The sequence below is a fragment of the Bradyrhizobium cosmicum genome, from assembly GCF_007290395.2.
Classification (GTDB): Bacteria; Pseudomonadota; Alphaproteobacteria; order Rhizobiales; family Xanthobacteraceae; genus Bradyrhizobium; species Bradyrhizobium cosmicum.
In genome coordinates this window covers 1,595,443-1,611,571 of sequence record NZ_CP041656.2, presented here as the reverse complement: position 1 = coordinate 1,611,571, position 16,129 = coordinate 1,595,443, and the positions used below count along the sequence as shown (strand labels likewise).

Sequence of the window (16,129 nt, the reverse complement as noted above, 5' to 3'; positions counted from 1 at the left end):
AAGCAATCCAGACTGCCTCGGTAGAGACAGTCTGGATTGCTTCGCTGCGCTCGCAATGACGGTGCTGGGACGGTTGCGCCCCGCATCCTCGGATCGCAAGGGAGGAACGCTCCCTTTCGCATTATTCGCCATTGACAAACTCATTCGCCAATATCTAATTTACCGTCAGAACAACCGGCCGCCCCGAGCGGCCCATAAAAGAGAGGGAACGACAATGAGAGGGCTTCTGGCCTGCGCCATGTTCGCGGCCATGACTTCGGCTGCAATGACTTCAGCCGCGACCGCGCAAGTGTCCGACGACGCTGTGCGGATCGGCGTGCTGACGGATCTGTCGAGCTGGGGTCGCGACAACAGCGGGCCGGGCTCGGTCGAGGCCGCCAAGATGGCGGTGGAGGAATTCGGGCCGACCGTGCTGGGCAAGCCGATCGAGATCATCAGCGCCGACCACCAGATGAAGACCGACGTCGGCGTGCAGATTGCCCGCGGCTGGTTCGACAACGGCAAGGTCGACGCGGTCGTCGACATCCCCAATTCCGGCATCGCGATCGCCATCCACAACATGGTGCGCGAGCGCAACAAGATTGCGCTGCTCTCCGGCCCCGGCGCGAGCTCGCTGACCGACGAGCTGTGCAGCCCGAACACCGTGCACTTCACCTACGACACCTATGCCCTGTCAAAGGTGACCGCCTCCGCCGTGATCAAGGAAGGCGGCAAGTCCTGGTACTTCATCACCGCGGACTATGCCTTCGGCCAGCAGCTCGAGAAGGACGCCACGCGCTTCATCAACGAGATGGGCGGCAAGGTGCTCGGCGGCGTGAAGCATCCGACCAACACGGCTGACTTCTCCTCCTTCGCACTGCAGGCGCAGAGCTCGAAATCCGACGTCGTCGCCTTCGCCAATGCCGGCCAGGACACCGATAACGCGATCAAGCAGTCCGGCGAGTTCGGTCTCGTCCAGGGCGGCCAGAAGCTGGTCGGCCTCTTGATGTTCGACACCGACGTGCACGCGATCGGCCTGAAGGCCGCGCAGGGCACCTACATGACCACGGCGTCGTACTGGAACATGGACGAGGCGACGCGCGCCTGGTCGAAGAAGTTCTACGAGCGCACCAAGGTGATGCCGACCATGATCCAGACCGGCGTCTACGGCTCGGTGCTGCATTATCTCAAGGGCATCAAGGCCGCCGGCACCGACGATCCCGCCAAGGTGATGGCCAAGATGCGCGAGCTGCCGATCGAGGACGTCTTCGTCCATGGCGGACGCTTGCGCGAAGACGGCCGCGTCATCCGCGACATGTATCTGGCCAAGGTGAAGACGCCCGAGCAGTCCAAGGAGCCCTGGGATTATCTTGAGATCGTCAAGACCGTGAAGGGCGAGGACGCCTTCCGCCCGGTCTCCGAATCCAAATGTCCGCTGCTGAAGAAGTGAGGTTGACATGACCGGCAACGCGCACGACGCAAGCGAAACATACGAGTGCGACGTGCTCGTGGCCGGATCGGGCTGCTCCGGCATGTCGGCCGCGATCACCGCGCGCTATCGCGGCCTCGACGTGCTGATCGTCGAGAAGGAGCCGCGCTTCGGCGGCACCACCGCGCGCTCCGGCGGCTGGCTGTGGATTCCCGGCACCTCGCTGGCGAAGGCCTACGGCATCGAGGAAGGGCCCGAGCAGGCCCGCACCTATCTGCGCCACGAAGCCGGCAACAATTTCGACGCCGCGCGGGTCGACGCATTCCTGAGTGCCGGCCCCGAGGCGGTGGATTTCTTCACCAGCAAGACCGCGCTGCGCTTCGACATGCCGCTGGTGTTTCCGGACTATCACGCCGAAGCACCCGGCGGCACACAGGGCGGCCGCTCCATGGTGACGCGGCCGTTCGACGGCCGCGAGCTCGGCGATCAGATCAAGACGCTCGGCATGCCGCTGCCCGAGCTCACCGTGTTCGGCATGATGCTCGGAAGTGGCAAGGAGATCATCCACTTCATGCGCGTGACGAAGTCGCTGAATTCGGCGGTCTATGTCGCCAAGCGGCTGTCGCGCCATTTGATGGATGTGCTGCGCTATGGCCGCGGCATGACGCTCACCAACGGCAACGCGCTGGCGGGACGCCTCGCCAAATCCGCCCAGGACCTGAAGATTCCGATGTGGCTGTCCTCGCCCGTGCGCGAGCTGACGGTCGAGAACGGCGCAGTGACCGGCGCGATCGTATCGCGCGAAGGCCGTGAGGTCCGCATCCGTGCGCGCGCGGGCGTCGTGCTCGCCTGCGGCGGCTTTCCGCATGATGTCGAGCGGCGCAAGAAGATGTTTCCACACGCACCGACCGGCGTTGAGCATTTCTCCCCGGGACCGACCGGCAATACCGGCGACGGCCTGCGCCTGGCGGAGAGCGCCGGCGGACACGTCGAGAATCGGCTGCCGAACGCGGCGGCGTGGGTGCCGGTGTCGCTGACCACGCGCAAGGACGGTTCAAAGGGCGTGATGCCGCATTTCATCGACCGCGCCAAACCGGGCGTGATCGCGGTGATGCGCGACGGCAAGCGCTTTGCCAATGAGGGCAATTCCTACCACGACTTCGTCCAGGCCATGATCAAGGCCGCAAAGCCCGGCGAGGAGATCGCGGCCTATCTCGTCTGCGATCACAAGACGCTGCGCAAATATGGCCTAGGCTGCGTGCCGCCGTTCCCGATGCCGCTAGGTCATCACCTCGATACCGGCTACCTCATGCGCGGCGACACGCTGGAGGCGCTGGCGGCGAAGGCCGGCATCGATGCGACGGCATTCACCGAGACCGTCAAACAGTTCAACGCGACCGCGCCGCTGGGACACGACGCCGCCTTCGGCAAGGGCTCGAAGGCCTACAACCGCTACCAGGGCGACGCCATGCACGGTCCGAATCCCTGCATCGCGCCGCTGGAGAACGGCCCGTTCTACGCCATCAAGATGGTGATCGGCGATCTCGGCACCTATGCCGGCATCGTCACCGACGAGAATGCGCGCGCGCTGGACGCCGAGGGCCGGGTGATTCCCGGGCTCTATGCCGCCGGCAACGACATGGCGAGCATCATGGGCGGCAATTATCCCGGGGCCGGCATCACGCTTGGGCCGGCGCTGACCTTCGGCTACATTGCCGGCCGTCATCTCGCCGACAGCGCCGCCAAGCGCGACGCGGCGTAAGCCAGCCCACGCCAGGAGGCGCATGAAGAGAGAGAGCCGCGGCATCCAGTCGATCGAGGTCGGCGGAGAATTGCTCCGCGCGCTCGCCAGGAGCGGCGAGCCGATGATGCTGCGCGATCTCGCCCGCGAGGCCGGCATGACACCGGCCAAGGCACATCCTTATCTCGCCAGCTTCTCCCGCATCGGGCTGATCGAGCAGGACGAGACCACCGGCCGCTACGAGATCGGCGTGCTGGCGCTGGAGCTCGGCCTGATCAGCCTGCGCCGGCTCTCAGGCGTGCGCATCGCGCAGCCCAAGATCGCCGCGCTCGCGAGCCAGATCGGACATGCGGTCTCGCTGGCAGTCTGGGGCACGCATGGCCCGACCGTGGTACAGCTGGAGGAGCCCGGCCAGCCCATGCACATCGTGATGCGCGCCGGCTCGGTGATGGCGTTGCTGGAGACCGCGACCGGCCGCGCCTTCGCGGCCTTCCTGCCGGAGAAGACGATCAACGCCGCACTCGAAAGCGGCCTCGATCGCCAGGGCGTCGGCTACAATCCGAAGCGCGCGGTGAAAGGCGCGAAAGTCGCCGAGATGCTGGCCGAGGTCCGCAAGCACGGCCTCGCCCGCGCGCTCGGCGATCCCCTGCCTGGCGTCAACGCATTCTCCGCGCCTGTGTTCGACCATGCCGGCCATGTCGCGCTGGTGATCACCGCGATGGGACCGGAAGGCACGTTCGACGCCCGCTGGGACAGCCCGATCGCCCATGCCCTGCGCGACTGCGCCGGCGGCATCTCGAAGCGGCTCGGCTACGGCATGACGATCGCGGCGGAGTGATTGCCGCCAGGGTCGATTGCGCGGTGCGCGACCTCTCCCGCAAGCGGGAGAGGTGAGAGAGCAGCACTGCGCGGCTACAGCGGCGACACCCTCACCTCTTCCGCGGAGATCGATCCGCTGTCGACGACGAGCGCGATCGCACCGCCGGTCAGCGGCAGATCGCCACTATCGTGCACGCTGAACAGCTTCTTGCCGTCCACATAGGCTTCGATGCCGGTGCCGGCCACACGCAGCTCGACCTTGTATTTGCGATCGAGCTCCCAGGCGAACCGCTCGCCGGCCAGCACGATCTCGTCGTGCACGCGCTTGACCAGCCGCACGCGCCCGCCCTCGGCGCGATCGAACATCAGGGCATAATAGCGCTCACGTCCCTGCACGCGCGCGGCGAGGCCCCAGGCGTTCGCCAGCAGCGGCATGATCTCCGAGGTCACCCGATAATCCTTCCAGTCGCGCGTGCCCTGCGCGACGAAACCAAGCCCATCGCCATTGGTGGCGCGCAGGCCTTCCCACCGGGTCTGGAACTGGCTGACATTGTTGACCCAGGCGTGCTTCCACATTGTGCTGAGATTGTCGTCCGGCCGCTTCAGCACGGTGTCGGCCGCGCCGCTCCAGGTGAGGTAGTCTAGATAGAGCGTGCCATCGACGCCTAGAGGATCCTGCGTCACGATCTCGACGCCGATCTCGAAGATCGGATAGGCGCCTGTCTCCGGTACCTGCCAGCTCAGCACGGCCTCGCAGCCGCCCGCGAGGTCCTGCGCATCGCCATAGATATGGACCAGTTCGTCGCGCTCGTCATAGACGCTCGCGAAGAGGCGCACTGCGACGGTGCCGCTGTCCGTTTCCGACTCCAACCGGCACTCGACGCGCTGCCCGGAATACAGCGTCGGGCAGGACACCAGCTGATAGGTTGGCATCGTGAACACCTCCTTGTCGAAGAAGGTGGGGCTGGCGACGCGTGCGACGCGGCCGGGCGCGAGGCGGCGGAAGTCGATCGCAAGGCTGCGCGCGCCATTGCGGCTGTGACCGGTGACGTTGCTGAGTTGCACCTCGTGCAGGCGGGCCGGCGCTCCGCCCTTGGCATGGAAGCCCTGCAGGCTGCCCGGAAAATTGAAGTTGAAACGCGCGCCATTCTTGGCGACGGCCAGGGCGGGCGCGCCCGCGAGCATCAGTCCCGCTGCGACCAGCGACTGCGTCTCGATCACAGCATCGGTGATCGCGGCCCCGCCGTCGGCGGTCGAGACGTACATGCGGTCGGCGATCGGCGTGCGGAAATCCGGTCCGGCGTCGAGGCCGGCCAATCCAGTGCGGATGCCGAACAGGCAGCCGACGTTGCCGGCGTTGCAGTCCGTATCCCAGCCGGCCGTGTTGGCGATCCGCATCGCTTCCTGAAAGCTGTTCTCGCCATAGAGCGCAGCCAGAATGATCAGCGCGTGGTTGGGGACGACATGGCAGTTGCCGAGGAATTTGTCGTAGCCATAGCGCCCGGCGATCAGCGCACGGGTGCGCTCCCAGTCATTGCTGTTGTCGCCGGCATGCCAGTCGCGAACGTCGTTGACGACGCGCCGGATCAGCGAATCCTTCGGCACGAAACCGAGGCCGACGTCGATCAGCTTCTGCACGTCACGCTCGACGAAGGCTTGCGCTTCCATCGCCGCAAGCAGCTTTGCGGCATGCACGGATTCGCCGTCGTGGCTGACGCGCCCGGCCTGCTCGGCGAGATAGGCGGCCTGCTCGGGATTGCCCGGGCTCACCATCGCCCAGCCGTCGATGAAGATCTGCGCGCCGATCTGCTCGGCCACCGTGGTGCCGTTCAGCTCGATCGAACCGCTCTGCGGCGCGGGAATGCCGGACTTCAGCCGAAGATAGGCGGTGTGCTCGGTGGAGTTGCCGATGCCGCCCCACCACAGGATGGCACGCTCCTCGACGATATAATTCAGCCAGGCTTGCCCGATCTGCTTCGAGGTGAGCCGCTTGGGATAGCCGTTGTCCGCCAGTGCGCGCGGAAACGCAAACGTGCCGGAGACGTCGTCGTCGGTGACGACGAGATGATGCGAGCGCAAGGCGACGTCGCGGCGTTCGTTGACATAGTAGTTGATCGGCCCGAGCTCCTTCATGATGCGCTCATAGGTCCAGCCCTCGAAAGGCCGGCCGAGATAGACGCCGATGATCTTGCCGAGCACGCCGGCATAGACGCGCTCCGCGTAGTCATGAGGAATAGCCGTCACCTGTTTACTCCCATATCCAATTTTTGGCTCGCCGGTCAGACCGATGAGCGCTTCATGATCTCGAATTTCAGCTCATGGCTCCTGCCCGGCGCCTCGAGCCCGCCCGGCTGCAACCGCTTGACCAACGTCTCCGCGGCGAGCGCGCCGAGATCAAACTCCGGCTGCCGTACCGTGGTGAGCCCGAGCAGTTTTGCGACCGGGATGTCATCGAAGCCGGCGATTGCGATGTCATTCGGAATTGACAGACCGGCGCTACGTGCCGCCTCCATCGCGCCAAGCGCCAGCACGTCGCTCGCACCGAACACGGCAGTCGGGCGATAGCCCTTTCGTTCGAGCAGACGTCTCATCGCACGCGCACCTGATTCTTCAGAGTATGCGCTGTCGGTGATGAAATCGGGCGATAGCCCAGCCTCCCGCATCACCGCGCTGTAACCCTGTGCGCGCCGCTGACTCGGACCGAATTCGGCCTGGATCATGGCGATGCGCCGATGCCCGCGCGCGATCAAAAACCGAGTCATCTCGGCGGCGGCTTCCGCGTTGTCGATATAGACGCTGTCGATCGCGAGCGGCCCGTCCGGCTTGTGCTGGCTTTCCAGCCGCACCAGCGGAATGCCCTTGCGTGCGAGCACGGCGAGCTGCGGCACGCGCAGATGAAAGAACGTCGCGACGACGCCGTCGGCGCGTCCTTGCAACAGCCAGTCGATCGCGCGTGCTTCGCCGTCCGGCCGGCCATCGGTATCGAAGATCAGGACGTCATAGCCGGCTGGCGCCGCGACCGTCTGCAGCCCGCGTACAAGGCCCGGATAGAACGGGTTGGTGATGTCGGGGATGACGCACGCAAAGGTCATGGTCCGCGCGCTGCGCAGCATGCGCGCCGGATGGTTCGGCTGGTAGCCGAGCTCCTGCGCGACCTTGAGGATGCGCGTGCGTGTCTCGGGCGGGACGGACGGCGTCTCCGTCTTGTTAAGGACGAGCGACACCGCAGCCTGCGAAACGCCGGCCGCGAGCGCGATATCCTTCTGCGTGGGGCGGGCCGGCGCAGGTCTGGCGGCCCTCTTCCCCCGCGTCGTCCTCGTTGTTGACGTCGCCATCCGGCCTAGTTATACGTATTACTAAGGGAAAATCAACAATCGTCACCTGTACCGAGGAAACCGAGGTTCATCGCCATGACCATGACCCGACGCCAGCTTGTTGCCTCCATTCCCGCCGCAGCCCTTGCGGCAGGCCTGCCGCGCGGCGCCCTCGCCGAGGAGGGGCGCAAGGTCGTGACGTTCTGGTTCGGCCAGGCGAACTCGGATGGTCAGGCCGCGCTACGCAACGATCTGGTCGAGGCCTTCAACGCCTCGCAGGACAAATATCTGCTTCAGCTCGAGGTGAAGGGCGCCGCCGTCAATAATCTGCTGAAGGTCGCCCTCGTCGCCGGCAACGGTCCGGACATCGTGCAGACTGCCGGTCCCGCCTATCTCACCGCGATCGCGAATGCCGGGCAGGTTCTGCCCCTCGACGATTTCGCCGAGAAGTACAAATGGAAGGATCGCTTCCTCGCGCCGCTGCTCAACACCAGCGTCTACGGCGGCAAGCTCTACGCGCTGCCGCGCGACTACGAGTCGATGCACCTGTTCTACAACAAGGAGTTGTTCAAGCAGCACGGCTGGAAGCTGCCGACCAACCGGCAGGAGATGGAAGAGGTCGCCGACGCCGCGCTTGCCAAGGGGATCATCCCCTTCGGCGCCGGCAATGCCGACTGGAAGGGCGTGAACGAGTGGCTGATGACGGTGTTCTTCAACAACGTCGCCGGCCCCGATAATGTCCGCAAGGCGCTCGCCGGCGAATTGCCCTGGACCGCGCCGCCCTTTGTCGAAGCCGTCGAGCTGTCAAAGGCCTGGTACAACAAGGGCTATTTCGGCAAGAACTACTTCTCGCTGACGATCGAGCAGAGTTTCCTCCAGGTCGTCAACGCCAAGGCGGCGATGGCGTTCAGCGGCACCTGGTCGTTCGGTACAAAATCCTACGGCATGTCGAAGCCCGACACGGTGATGGACGTGATGCCGACGCCGACGCTTGGATCGGCCTTCACGGGATCGCTGGTGCACTTGGCCTGCGGCGCGACGCTGTCGATCGCAAAGACGTCGCAGAATGCGGAAGGCGCCGCCGCCGTGTTCGAGTTCATGCTGACGCGCAAGTTCTACGAGACCATGAACCGCGACTGGCCCGGCAAATGGGCCCTGCCGGTCAAGGACCTGCCGCCGGACATGCTCAAGGGCATCGGCTATCCGCTGTTCGAGAAGACCATCGCCAATCTGCACGAAGCCTTCAGCAGGGGGCAGTACGGCTTCACCACCTGGACGTTCTGGCCGGGTGCGACCAACTCCTACCTGATCGAGGGCATCGAGCAGGTCTGGCTCAACAAGATCACGCCGGACGCTTATCTTACCCGGATGCAGACGCTGTTCAGCCAGGAAGCGAAGGAAGGCAAGGTTCCGCCGCTGCCGCCGCGGACGGCCTGACCTCAAGATGTGGCTGTTCGCGCTTCCGGCGCTGCTGATCAATATCTGCATCATCCTGGTGCCCGCCGTGCTGACATTCACGGCGGCGTTCTTCATGTGGGATGGTGTCGGCAAGCCGGCGTGGGCAGGCCTCGCCAATTTCCAGAACATGTTCGCCGATCCCGTGTTCTGGTCCGCGCTGACCAATAATTTCATCTGGACGGCGATCTTTCTCACCGTGCCGGTCTGCCTTGCCCTGGTGATGGCCGCGGCACTGCTGATGGCGCCGAAGGCACGCATCGTCGTGCAGTCCATCATCTTCCTGCCGCGCATCATCGCGGTTGCAGTTACGGGGCGCATCTTCCAGGGCATGATCTTCAGCCCTGCCACCGGCATCGTCGCCTGGTTGAACGAGCGCGGCTTTTCGATCTCCGATCCCCTCGCCGACCCCGATCGTTCGCTCTATGCGGTCGCGGCCGTCGACATCTGGCACTGGTGGGGCTTTCTCGCGGTCGTGTTCCTGTCGGCGATGCGGCAGATCAGCGTCGACCAGATCGAAGCGGCGCGGCTCGACGGCGCGGGCTTCCTTGCGCTGTTCCGCTACGTGTTGATTCCGGGCATTCGCCCGACGCTCACACTCATGCTGATCCTGACCGTGATCTGGTCGTTCCAGGTGTTCGAGTTCATCTTCATCGTCACCCGCGGCGGCCCGGCCTATGGCAGCGAAGTGCTGGCGACGTTTGCCTATCGTCACGCCTTCTTCGAGGGCGACGTTGGCCAGGCCGCTGCCGCCGCCTGCGTCATGAGTTTGTTCGGCCTCTGCGCGACCGCTGTCTATCTCTGGCTCCAGATCACCGACGACGCGCAATCGACATGATCGGGGATCGCTGGAGCAGGACATTCAGCCTCGGGCTGATCGGCGTCGCATCGTTCAGCTCGCTGCTGCCGATCGCGCTTGCCGTGATCAACGCGCTGAAGACGACGACCGAGATCGGCAGCAATCCGCTGGCGCTGCCGACCCAGTTGCACTGGGAGAATTTTTCCTCTGCCTGGCGCAACGCCCAGCTAGGCCCGAGCCTGCTGCACAGTGCCGAGGTCGCGATCCTTACCATTGTCATGGTCTGCGTCACCGCGACGCCCTGCGCCTATGTGCTGGCGCGGCAGAGGGGCAAGGTCTGGCGCTTCATCACCTTCTACTTCATGGCCACGATCACCGTGCCCGTGCAGCTCTACCTCTATCCGCTCTATTTCATGTTCGCCAAGCTCGGCCTGGTCAATTCGATCCCCGCCGTGGCGCTGATCTACACCGCGATGTTCTCGCCGTTCGCGATTTTCCTGCTGCGCACCTATGCGCTGGCGATTCCCGTCGCGCTCGAGGAAGCAGCGCAAGTCGATGGCGCAAAACCGTGGCAGATATTCTGGTACGTGATCCTCCCGATGATGCGGCCGGGACTGTTGACAGTCGCGATCATCGTCGGCCTGAACGCCTGGAACGAGTTCGTCATCGCCGTGACGTTCCTCCAGAACGACAGCAACGTCACGGCGATCGTGCGCTTCTACAATCTGACCGGCCAGTACTCGACCGACTGGGGCGAGATGCTGTCTGCCGCCGTCATCATCGTGCTGCCGATCGTCGTGATCTTCGTCCTGCTCCAGCGCCAGTTCATCGACGGCATGACGTCGGGCGCGGTGAAGTCCTAAAGCGTTTTCGAGCGAAGTGGGTACCGGTTCGCGTGAAGAAAACACGTCAAAACAAAGAGCCCTACTTGTCCTTCACCGGCACCGTGTAGTTCAGGATCAGGCGGCCGCCATCGGGATAAATGGTCTGCCCGGTGATGTAGGACGCATCGTCACTGGCAAGGAAGGCGACGACCGAGGCAACCTCGCTCGGCTCTCCGCCACGGCCGGCCGGCGTCCGCGACATCACGGTTTTGCGGGCATCTTCCGAGGTGTAGATCGAGGATGCCACCATATCGGTCAGGATCGTGCCCGGCCCGACCGCGACGACGCGGATGTTGTGCGGGGCAAGCGCGACCGCGGCGACCGAGGTCAGCTGCTTCATGCCGCCCTTCGACATGGCGTAGGTCGCCAGCGCCGGGATCGCCAGCAGCGCGTTGACCGAGGACATGTTGATGATGACGCCCCCGCCGCCCTGCGCGATCATCTGCCTGGCCGCCGCCTGGACGCCGAAGAACGCGCCCTTCAGGTTGATGCCGATGATTTCGTCGAATTCCTCTTCGGAGATCTCCAGGATGTCCCGGTTGCGGGCGACGCCGGCATTGTTGACCATGATGTCGAGCCGGCCGAATTCCTTCACGGCGGTTGCGACGAGCTGGTCCACGTCGGCGCGCCTGGCGACATTGCCGACCACGGTACGCAGGGCGTCCGGCCGCCCGAGTTCGGCGGCCGTTGCAGCCAGACCGTCGGCATCGACATCGGAGATGACGACCTTTACGCCGTCATCGAGGAATCGCTTTGCACAGGCCTTGCCGATGCCACGCGCCGCGCCGGTGATGGCGGCGACCTTGCCGGATAGTTTCATGGGTCTCACTCCAGAAGTGCTGCTCGGGCGGCCATCCCGGATCAGACTCCGGTTCAGGCCGCCGCAAAGCCGAGATGAGCACGGAACCGGTTCTTGATAAAGACGGCATCGCGCGAGGGCAGCGAACGCGGCGGATTTTCCGCTAGAACCTTGATGACAAAGAGCCGCGGCCCATCGGCCGGTCCTGCGATCTCGGTCGCGAGACGTTTCACTTCCTCGATCGTCCGCGCGGTGCCGGTTGCGGCAAAGCCGCAAGCAACCGCGATCGCCGTGAGATCGACGCCACGACCGGTGTGGCTCGCCTGCATCCCGGTCTCGCCAAAGTGCTGGTTGTCGATCACGACGATGTCGAGATTGCGGGGACGCGCGACGCCGATGGTGGCAAGGCCGCCAAGGCCCATCAGTTGCTCGCCGTCACCGGTCAGGGCCAGCACGCGCTTGCCCGGCTGCGCCTGGGCCAGGCCGAGGCCGATCAGCGCGCCGCCGCCCATGGCGCCCCAGAGATAGAAATTGCCGTCGTGGTCGCCGACGGAATGAAGGTCATAGGTGGGCGAGCCCAGGCCGGAGACGACCAGCGTATCCTTGCGGTTCTTCAGGAGAGCCGCAACGGCGGCACGGCGATCGAGTTGAGAGGCATTAGACATCGACATCACCATTTCTTCTTTCCGATCAGGCGTTGCCCGATCAGGACCGCGATCTGCTGGTCTGAATCGTAGGCGAGCGCCGCGGCCGCTTCGACCGTCTCGACCAGATCCTCCGCCGTCTCCGCACGCATCACTTTCAAGCCGATCGCCTCCAGCGAGGGCTGCGTCGCCCGGCTCATCGGCACCTGCCAGGGATTGAACTCGGCCCATTCGCCGCGCATCGTCACCAGCATCAGGAGCGGAAAGCGGCCGATCGCCGACAGCGACAGCATGTTGATGCAATTGCCAACCCCGCTCGACTGCATCAGCAGCACGCTGCGCTGGCCGCCGAGCCAGGCGCCCGCGGCAATCGCGATGCCCTCCTCTTCGGTCGTCAGCACGTTGGTGGTGACGTCGCGGTCGGCCGAGAACAGGCGGATGAGCTGGCTATGGCCGGCATCGGGGACGTAGGACATCTGCCCGACGTCCGCGGCCTTCAGGATGCGATAGAGCTCGGATGGCCAGTCGTCGCCGGCGCGCGTTTCGGGATTGGGCTTAGGGCTGTGCACCGCTTGTCTCCTTGAATTTCGAGCAACATGCTAGCGATTATTCCGCGCGATGGCTCTGACCGTCTGGCACGATCAGGTATTGACGGATTGTATAGCCGCTCCCCCTTCGAAGCGCGGCACTGGGATATTCGGGAGCGTGATCAGGCAATCTCGAAAGAAATACTGCTCCGCATCCGCGACATTCAGGCCGTGGATTGAGACGATCGTTTGCACACAACGTTCGTCCATTTAGGAGCCTGACATGCCCGACGAGATTCTGCGCGACAAGATGCTTTCCAACTCTGCCTTCAGTCATATCATCAGGGTGCCGATCGAGAAGGTGAATATTGCCGATTGGTTGGCTTATCTGCCGGAGGCGGAATACCTGCGTTGCTGCCCTCCCGATCATATCTCATGCGGCTACACAACCACGGAGGGCGGCACACCGATGTCGATTAATGTGGAGATGATCGGCAAGACGCTCATGATACAACACTACGTCGCCGAGACCTTCACGCCGCCGCTTTGCCGGATGGTGTCCACCTCCGACGCATTCACCCCGAACGGAAGGACGCGCGTCCAGGTGATATGGACATTGTCGGTAAAGCGGATCGATGCCCAGAGCTGCGAGTACACCAACAGCGTAATCGCACACCCCACCACCGATTTCATGGACTTCATCGGCCGGAACGGCATCAGCTTCGAGGACGCAGCGGCTGGAAGGCAGCGCGACGGTGGTGATCACAATCGCCGCGAAACACCTCTCTTCGCAGAGAGCATCGCGCGCGCGGCCTTGAGGAGCCAAAAACTCGCGTCGTAGCTCTCTGGAGCCATTGAAGACAGCTGTGGCGCTATTTCTCATCCGGCGCCACGGCCGGGATTCGCTTTGGTTAATTCGCCGCAGACCTCGCCGCGGCCGGCATGTAGATCTGCGCGTAGCCTTCCTTGATCGCGGACGTGATGCGATCGAGGCGGCGATCGATGTGCTTCTCCAGCACCGAGACGCAGGCCTCTTCGTTCCGCGCCTTCAGCCCTTCGATCACGGCGCGGTGCTCGGCTTGGGTGTTGGAGCGGTTGATGCTGTCCATGTCGATCCAACGCACGAAGCGGATGCGGGCGTTGACGTTGCGCAGCACGCGCAGCATCTCGGCATTGTTCGACATCGCCATCAGCCGCTCGTGAAAGGTCTCGTCCAGCTCGACCAGCTCGACCGAAGAACGTTCGCCGGGATCGGGGCCGGTGGCTTCGAGAAACTTCAGCAGCGCGTCGATATCCTCGTCCTTCGCGCGCTTGATGGCGAGGCGGATCGAGGCGACCTCGATCGATTTGCGCAGCTCGTAGAGGTCGAAGATCTCGTGCGCGTCGAGCTCGCGGCAGAAGAAACCCTTGCCCGGCGTGAAGCGCAGGAAACCTTCGGTGTTGAGACGGTTGAGCGCTTCGCGCAGAGGCGTGCGGCTGACGCCAAGGCGTTTTGCCAGCTCGCCCTCGTTGAGCCGTTCGCCCGGCTTGAACTCATAGCTCACGGCCATCGCCTTGAGCTGTTCATAGACGCGATCGACGATACTATCGGAAGCCAGTTCCACGTTGCTCTTCATCTGCTGCATTCATGCCCGAACACAGCCTAATATACCGGGGCTGTGCCGACGATTGCAATGCAAACGACGACAGAGGTTGTGAAGAGGGACGACAGCCAAAATCAGGCGAAGGCGCGCGGGCGCAGTCCAGCATGAAACCAGGTGATCATGGAATAGATGTCGTAGACGGGCAACCCGACTTCGGCCTGCAAGGCTGCCGCATAAGGCGGCATGTTGGTGCATTCGAGGACAATGGCGCCGACATCAGGGTTTTTGGCGACAAGCTGCTTGCCGGCCTCGACCACGTCGCGCTCGGCCTGGGCGACGTCCATGTCGTCCTTCTCGGCCTTGATCAGGACGCGGAAAAACTCCTTGCCATGCTCGGTGCCGACCAGCGGCGTATCGAGCGGCACGCCGGCACCTTCGAGATGGGCCGGCGTCAAGGTCGACCCCGACACCGTGACGAGGCCGACGCGCTTGCCCGGCGGCAAGGTCGCCTGCACCCACGGCACCTGCATCAGCGATGAGGTCGCGACGGGAACGCCGACGGCGGCCGCGATCTCCTTCTGGAACAGCGAGAGGAAGCCGCAATTGGTGGTGATGGCCTCGGCGCCCAGCCGCACCAGATCCTTCGCCGCATCGATGAAGTCGGGCAGCAGACCGGCGGCGCCCTTCAGCACCACCTTCTCCGGCGATGCGCCGCTCACGACGCGATAGAGCACGGGGAATGGCCAGGTCGTGCCGTTGCCCATGTCGCCGGGAATGCGGGGGAAGCGCGCTTCCAGCATCAGGATGCCAAGCGGCGCGCCGTAGATGGCCTTGCCGCCACGGGCGATGCGGGAAGATGCATTGGCTGATGTGGTCATGGTGCGATCTCAGAGGAAGCGGGTAGGCGCGAACGGCGCGAGCGAAATTTCGGGCTGCTTGCCGCTCAGAAGCTGGGCGACGAGACGGCCGGTGCGGGCCGAGCCGACCAGGCCGATATGGCCGTGGCCGAAGGCGTAGACGATATCGCGCGAGGCGCGCGCATGGCCGATGCAGGGCAATCCGTCCGGCATGCTCGGCCGATGGCCGAACCAGGTCTTGATGCGCGAGGCCGGAATGTCCTTTGGCAGTTTCGGGAACATGCTGAGAAGATGATTGCGCAATATCTCGGCGCGCTTCCAGTTCGGCGCGGCCTCGAGGCCGGCAATCTCGACCGTGCCGGCGGCGCGCAGGCCCTTGTCGGTCCAGTTCACCACCATCTTGGCATCCGACGCCATCATCGAGCTGCGCGGCCCGGACTCAGGGTTCTCGATCATGACGTGATAGCCGCGCTCGGTCTCGAGCGGCAGCGGATCGCCGACCGACGCGGTGAGCCGCTTTGAATGCGCGCCGGCGGCGACGACGGCGGCTTCGCAGGGAATCTCGCCGATCTCGGTGATGACGGCGACGAGCCTGTTGCCGGAAAGCTTAAGCCCGGTTGCCTTGGCGCGCACGAGTTTCACACCGTTCGCCAGCGCATGATTGGCGAGCGCCGCGACATAAGCGCCGGGATCGCGGCAGCGCCCGGCTTCCTCCACCACCACGCCAAAGGTGTAGCGCGGATGCAGATCGGGCTCACGCTGACGCATCTCGTCGGCGTTGAGCTCCAGCCATTCGACGCCGACCTTCTTGCGCAGGCGCCAGCCGAGGTCGTTGTCGAAATTGCCGCGCGACGGGAACACATGCATCACGCCGTTGCGCTCGACCAGCTCGGGAACGCCGGCCTCTTCCGCAAGCTTCCGATGCAGCAGCGGCGCGTCCTTCAGGAGATCGCGCAGCGCGAAAGCCGTCTTCTCGACGCGGGCCTCAGTCCAGCCCGAGAGCAGGTACTTGACCAGCCAGGGCAGCGCCTTCGGCAGGTAAGACCAGCGGATCGCCAGCGGCCCGAGCGGGTCCATCAGATAGCCCGGCACCTTCTTCCAGATGCCCGGCTCGGCCGGCGGGATCACCGAATGCGAGGAGAGCCAGCCGGCGTTGCCGTAGCTTGCCGCCTGTTCGCCACCGGGCTCACCGGGATCGATCAGCGTGACGCGATGCCCCTCGCGCAGCGCCTCGATGGCGCTGACCACGCCGACCGCGCCGGCTCCGATGATGGCGACGTGGCGGCCCTCCGGCATCGC

The 16,129-nt window shown here is 64.5% G+C and carries 15 protein-coding genes; 7 read left to right on the top strand and 8 right to left on the bottom strand.

Annotated elements, in window-relative coordinates:
* Positions 1-214: 214 nt before the first annotated feature.
* From FNV92_RS07545 to FNV92_RS07535, 3 genes are read left to right on the top strand one after another with little or no spacing between them, the layout of a single operon-like run.
* Positions 215-1,429, top strand: a complete 1,215-nt coding sequence (locus tag FNV92_RS07545) for an ABC transporter substrate-binding protein (RefSeq protein WP_143841499.1) — start codon at positions 215-217, stop codon at positions 1,427-1,429.
* A gap of 7 nt (positions 1,430-1,436) precedes the next feature.
* Positions 1,437-3,170, top strand: coding sequence for an FAD-dependent oxidoreductase (locus FNV92_RS07540; protein ID WP_143841500.1), 1,734 nt, complete (start codon positions 1,437-1,439; stop codon positions 3,168-3,170).
* A 22-nt stretch (positions 3,171-3,192) separates the two neighbouring features.
* Complete coding sequence (locus tag FNV92_RS07535) at positions 3,193-3,987, top strand: IclR family transcriptional regulator (RefSeq protein ID WP_143841501.1); 795 nt, start codon at positions 3,193-3,195, stop codon at positions 3,985-3,987.
* A 74-nt stretch (positions 3,988-4,061) separates the two neighbouring features.
* Here the strand turns inward: FNV92_RS07535 and FNV92_RS07530 are convergent, their stop codons facing one another.
* On the bottom strand, positions 4,062-6,212 hold the full coding sequence (locus FNV92_RS07530; protein WP_143841502.1) for an ADP-ribosylglycohydrolase family protein: 2,151 nt from the start codon (positions 6,210-6,212) through the stop codon (positions 4,062-4,064).
* Positions 6,213-6,247: 35 nt separating this feature from the next.
* Positions 6,248-7,192 carry a LacI family DNA-binding transcriptional regulator gene (locus FNV92_RS07525; RefSeq protein WP_168213316.1) on the bottom strand — a complete coding sequence of 315 codons (945 nt, stop codon included), beginning with the start codon at positions 7,190-7,192 and terminating at the stop codon, positions 6,248-6,250.
* A 186-nt stretch (positions 7,193-7,378) separates the two neighbouring features.
* On the opposite strand from FNV92_RS07525, the gene FNV92_RS07520 reads away from it, so the two are divergent.
* From FNV92_RS07520 to FNV92_RS07510, 3 genes are read left to right on the top strand one after another with little or no spacing between them, the layout of a single operon-like run.
* Positions 7,379-8,719, top strand: a complete 1,341-nt coding sequence (locus FNV92_RS07520) for an ABC transporter substrate-binding protein (protein ID WP_143841504.1) — start codon at positions 7,379-7,381, stop codon at positions 8,717-8,719.
* Positions 8,720-8,726: 7 nt separating this feature from the next.
* Complete coding sequence (locus FNV92_RS07515; RefSeq protein ID WP_014440089.1) at positions 8,727-9,575, top strand: carbohydrate ABC transporter permease; 849 nt, start codon at positions 8,727-8,729, stop codon at positions 9,573-9,575.
* Positions 9,572-10,399, top strand: coding sequence for a carbohydrate ABC transporter permease (locus FNV92_RS07510; RefSeq protein WP_143841505.1), 828 nt, complete (start codon positions 9,572-9,574; stop codon positions 10,397-10,399). The genes FNV92_RS07515 and FNV92_RS07510 overlap by 4 nt, the downstream gene beginning before the upstream one ends.
* A 61-nt stretch (positions 10,400-10,460) precedes the next feature.
* On the opposite strand, the gene FNV92_RS07505 is transcribed toward FNV92_RS07510, so the two are convergent.
* The 3 genes from FNV92_RS07505 to FNV92_RS07495 are packed head-to-tail and all read right to left on the bottom strand — an operon-like array spanning position 10,461 to position 12,432.
* Complete coding sequence (locus FNV92_RS07505; protein WP_143841506.1) at positions 10,461-11,240, bottom strand: SDR family NAD(P)-dependent oxidoreductase; 780 nt, start codon at positions 11,238-11,240, stop codon at positions 10,461-10,463.
* A 53-nt stretch (positions 11,241-11,293) separates the two neighbouring features.
* Positions 11,294-11,884: a thiamine pyrophosphate-dependent enzyme gene (locus tag FNV92_RS07500; protein WP_143841507.1), complete on the bottom strand. Its 591-nt coding sequence runs from the start codon at positions 11,882-11,884 to the stop codon at positions 11,294-11,296.
* Positions 11,885-11,889: 5 nt separating this feature from the next.
* Positions 11,890-12,432: a thiamine pyrophosphate-binding protein gene (locus FNV92_RS07495; protein ID WP_143841508.1), complete on the bottom strand. Its 543-nt coding sequence runs from the start codon at positions 12,430-12,432 to the stop codon at positions 11,890-11,892.
* Positions 12,433-12,673: 241 nt separating this feature from the next.
* On the opposite strand from FNV92_RS07495, the gene FNV92_RS07490 reads away from it, so the two are divergent.
* Complete coding sequence (locus FNV92_RS07490) at positions 12,674-13,231, top strand: hypothetical protein (RefSeq protein ID WP_014440083.1); 558 nt, start codon at positions 12,674-12,676, stop codon at positions 13,229-13,231.
* Between the two features lie 70 nt (positions 13,232-13,301).
* Here the strand turns inward: FNV92_RS07490 and FNV92_RS07485 are convergent, their stop codons facing one another.
* From FNV92_RS07485 to FNV92_RS07475, 3 genes are all read right to left on the bottom strand, one after another.
* A complete protein-coding gene (locus tag FNV92_RS07485) occupies positions 13,302-14,006 on the bottom strand; it encodes a GntR family transcriptional regulator (RefSeq protein ID WP_244623750.1) in 705 nt (234 codons plus the stop codon).
* A gap of 101 nt (positions 14,007-14,107) precedes the next feature.
* Positions 14,108-14,851, bottom strand: coding sequence for an aspartate/glutamate racemase family protein (locus FNV92_RS07480; protein ID WP_143841510.1), 744 nt, complete (start codon positions 14,849-14,851; stop codon positions 14,108-14,110).
* Positions 14,852-14,860: 9 nt separating this feature from the next.
* Complete coding sequence (locus FNV92_RS07475) at positions 14,861-16,126, bottom strand: NAD(P)/FAD-dependent oxidoreductase (RefSeq protein WP_143841511.1); 1,266 nt, start codon at positions 16,124-16,126, stop codon at positions 14,861-14,863.
* Positions 16,127-16,129: the final 3 nt, after the last annotated feature.

Excerpts from the sequence above, each read along its gene's own strand:
- FNV92_RS07545 (WP_143841499.1), top strand. The coding sequence starts at position 215 with ATGAGAGGGCTTCTGGCCTGCGCCATGTTCGCGGCCATGACTTCGGCT.
- FNV92_RS07540 (WP_143841500.1), top strand. The coding sequence starts at position 1,437 with ATGACCGGCAACGCGCACGACGCAAGCGAAACATACGAGTGCGACGTG.
- FNV92_RS07535 (WP_143841501.1), top strand. The coding sequence starts at position 3,193 with ATGAAGAGAGAGAGCCGCGGCATCCAGTCGATCGAGGTCGGCGGAGAA.
- FNV92_RS07520 (WP_143841504.1), top strand. The coding sequence starts at position 7,379 with ATGACCATGACCCGACGCCAGCTTGTTGCCTCCATTCCCGCCGCAGCC.
- FNV92_RS07515 (WP_014440089.1), top strand. The coding sequence starts at position 8,727 with ATGTGGCTGTTCGCGCTTCCGGCGCTGCTGATCAATATCTGCATCATC.
- FNV92_RS07510 (WP_143841505.1), top strand. The coding sequence starts at position 9,572 with ATGATCGGGGATCGCTGGAGCAGGACATTCAGCCTCGGGCTGATCGGC.
- FNV92_RS07505 (WP_143841506.1), bottom strand. The coding sequence starts at position 11,240 with ATGAAACTATCCGGCAAGGTCGCCGCCATCACCGGCGCGGCGCGTGGC.
- FNV92_RS07500 (WP_143841507.1), bottom strand. The coding sequence starts at position 11,884 with ATGTCTAATGCCTCTCAACTCGATCGCCGTGCCGCCGTTGCGGCTCTC.
- FNV92_RS07490 (WP_014440083.1), top strand. The coding sequence starts at position 12,674 with ATGCCCGACGAGATTCTGCGCGACAAGATGCTTTCCAACTCTGCCTTC.
- FNV92_RS07485 (WP_244623750.1), bottom strand. The coding sequence starts at position 14,006 with ATGAAGAGCAACGTGGAACTGGCTTCCGATAGTATCGTCGATCGCGTC.
- FNV92_RS07480 (WP_143841510.1), bottom strand. The coding sequence starts at position 14,851 with ATGACCACATCAGCCAATGCATCTTCCCGCATCGCCCGTGGCGGCAAG.
- FNV92_RS07475 (WP_143841511.1), bottom strand. The coding sequence starts at position 16,126 with ATGCCGGAGGGCCGCCACGTCGCCATCATCGGAGCCGGCGCGGTCGGC.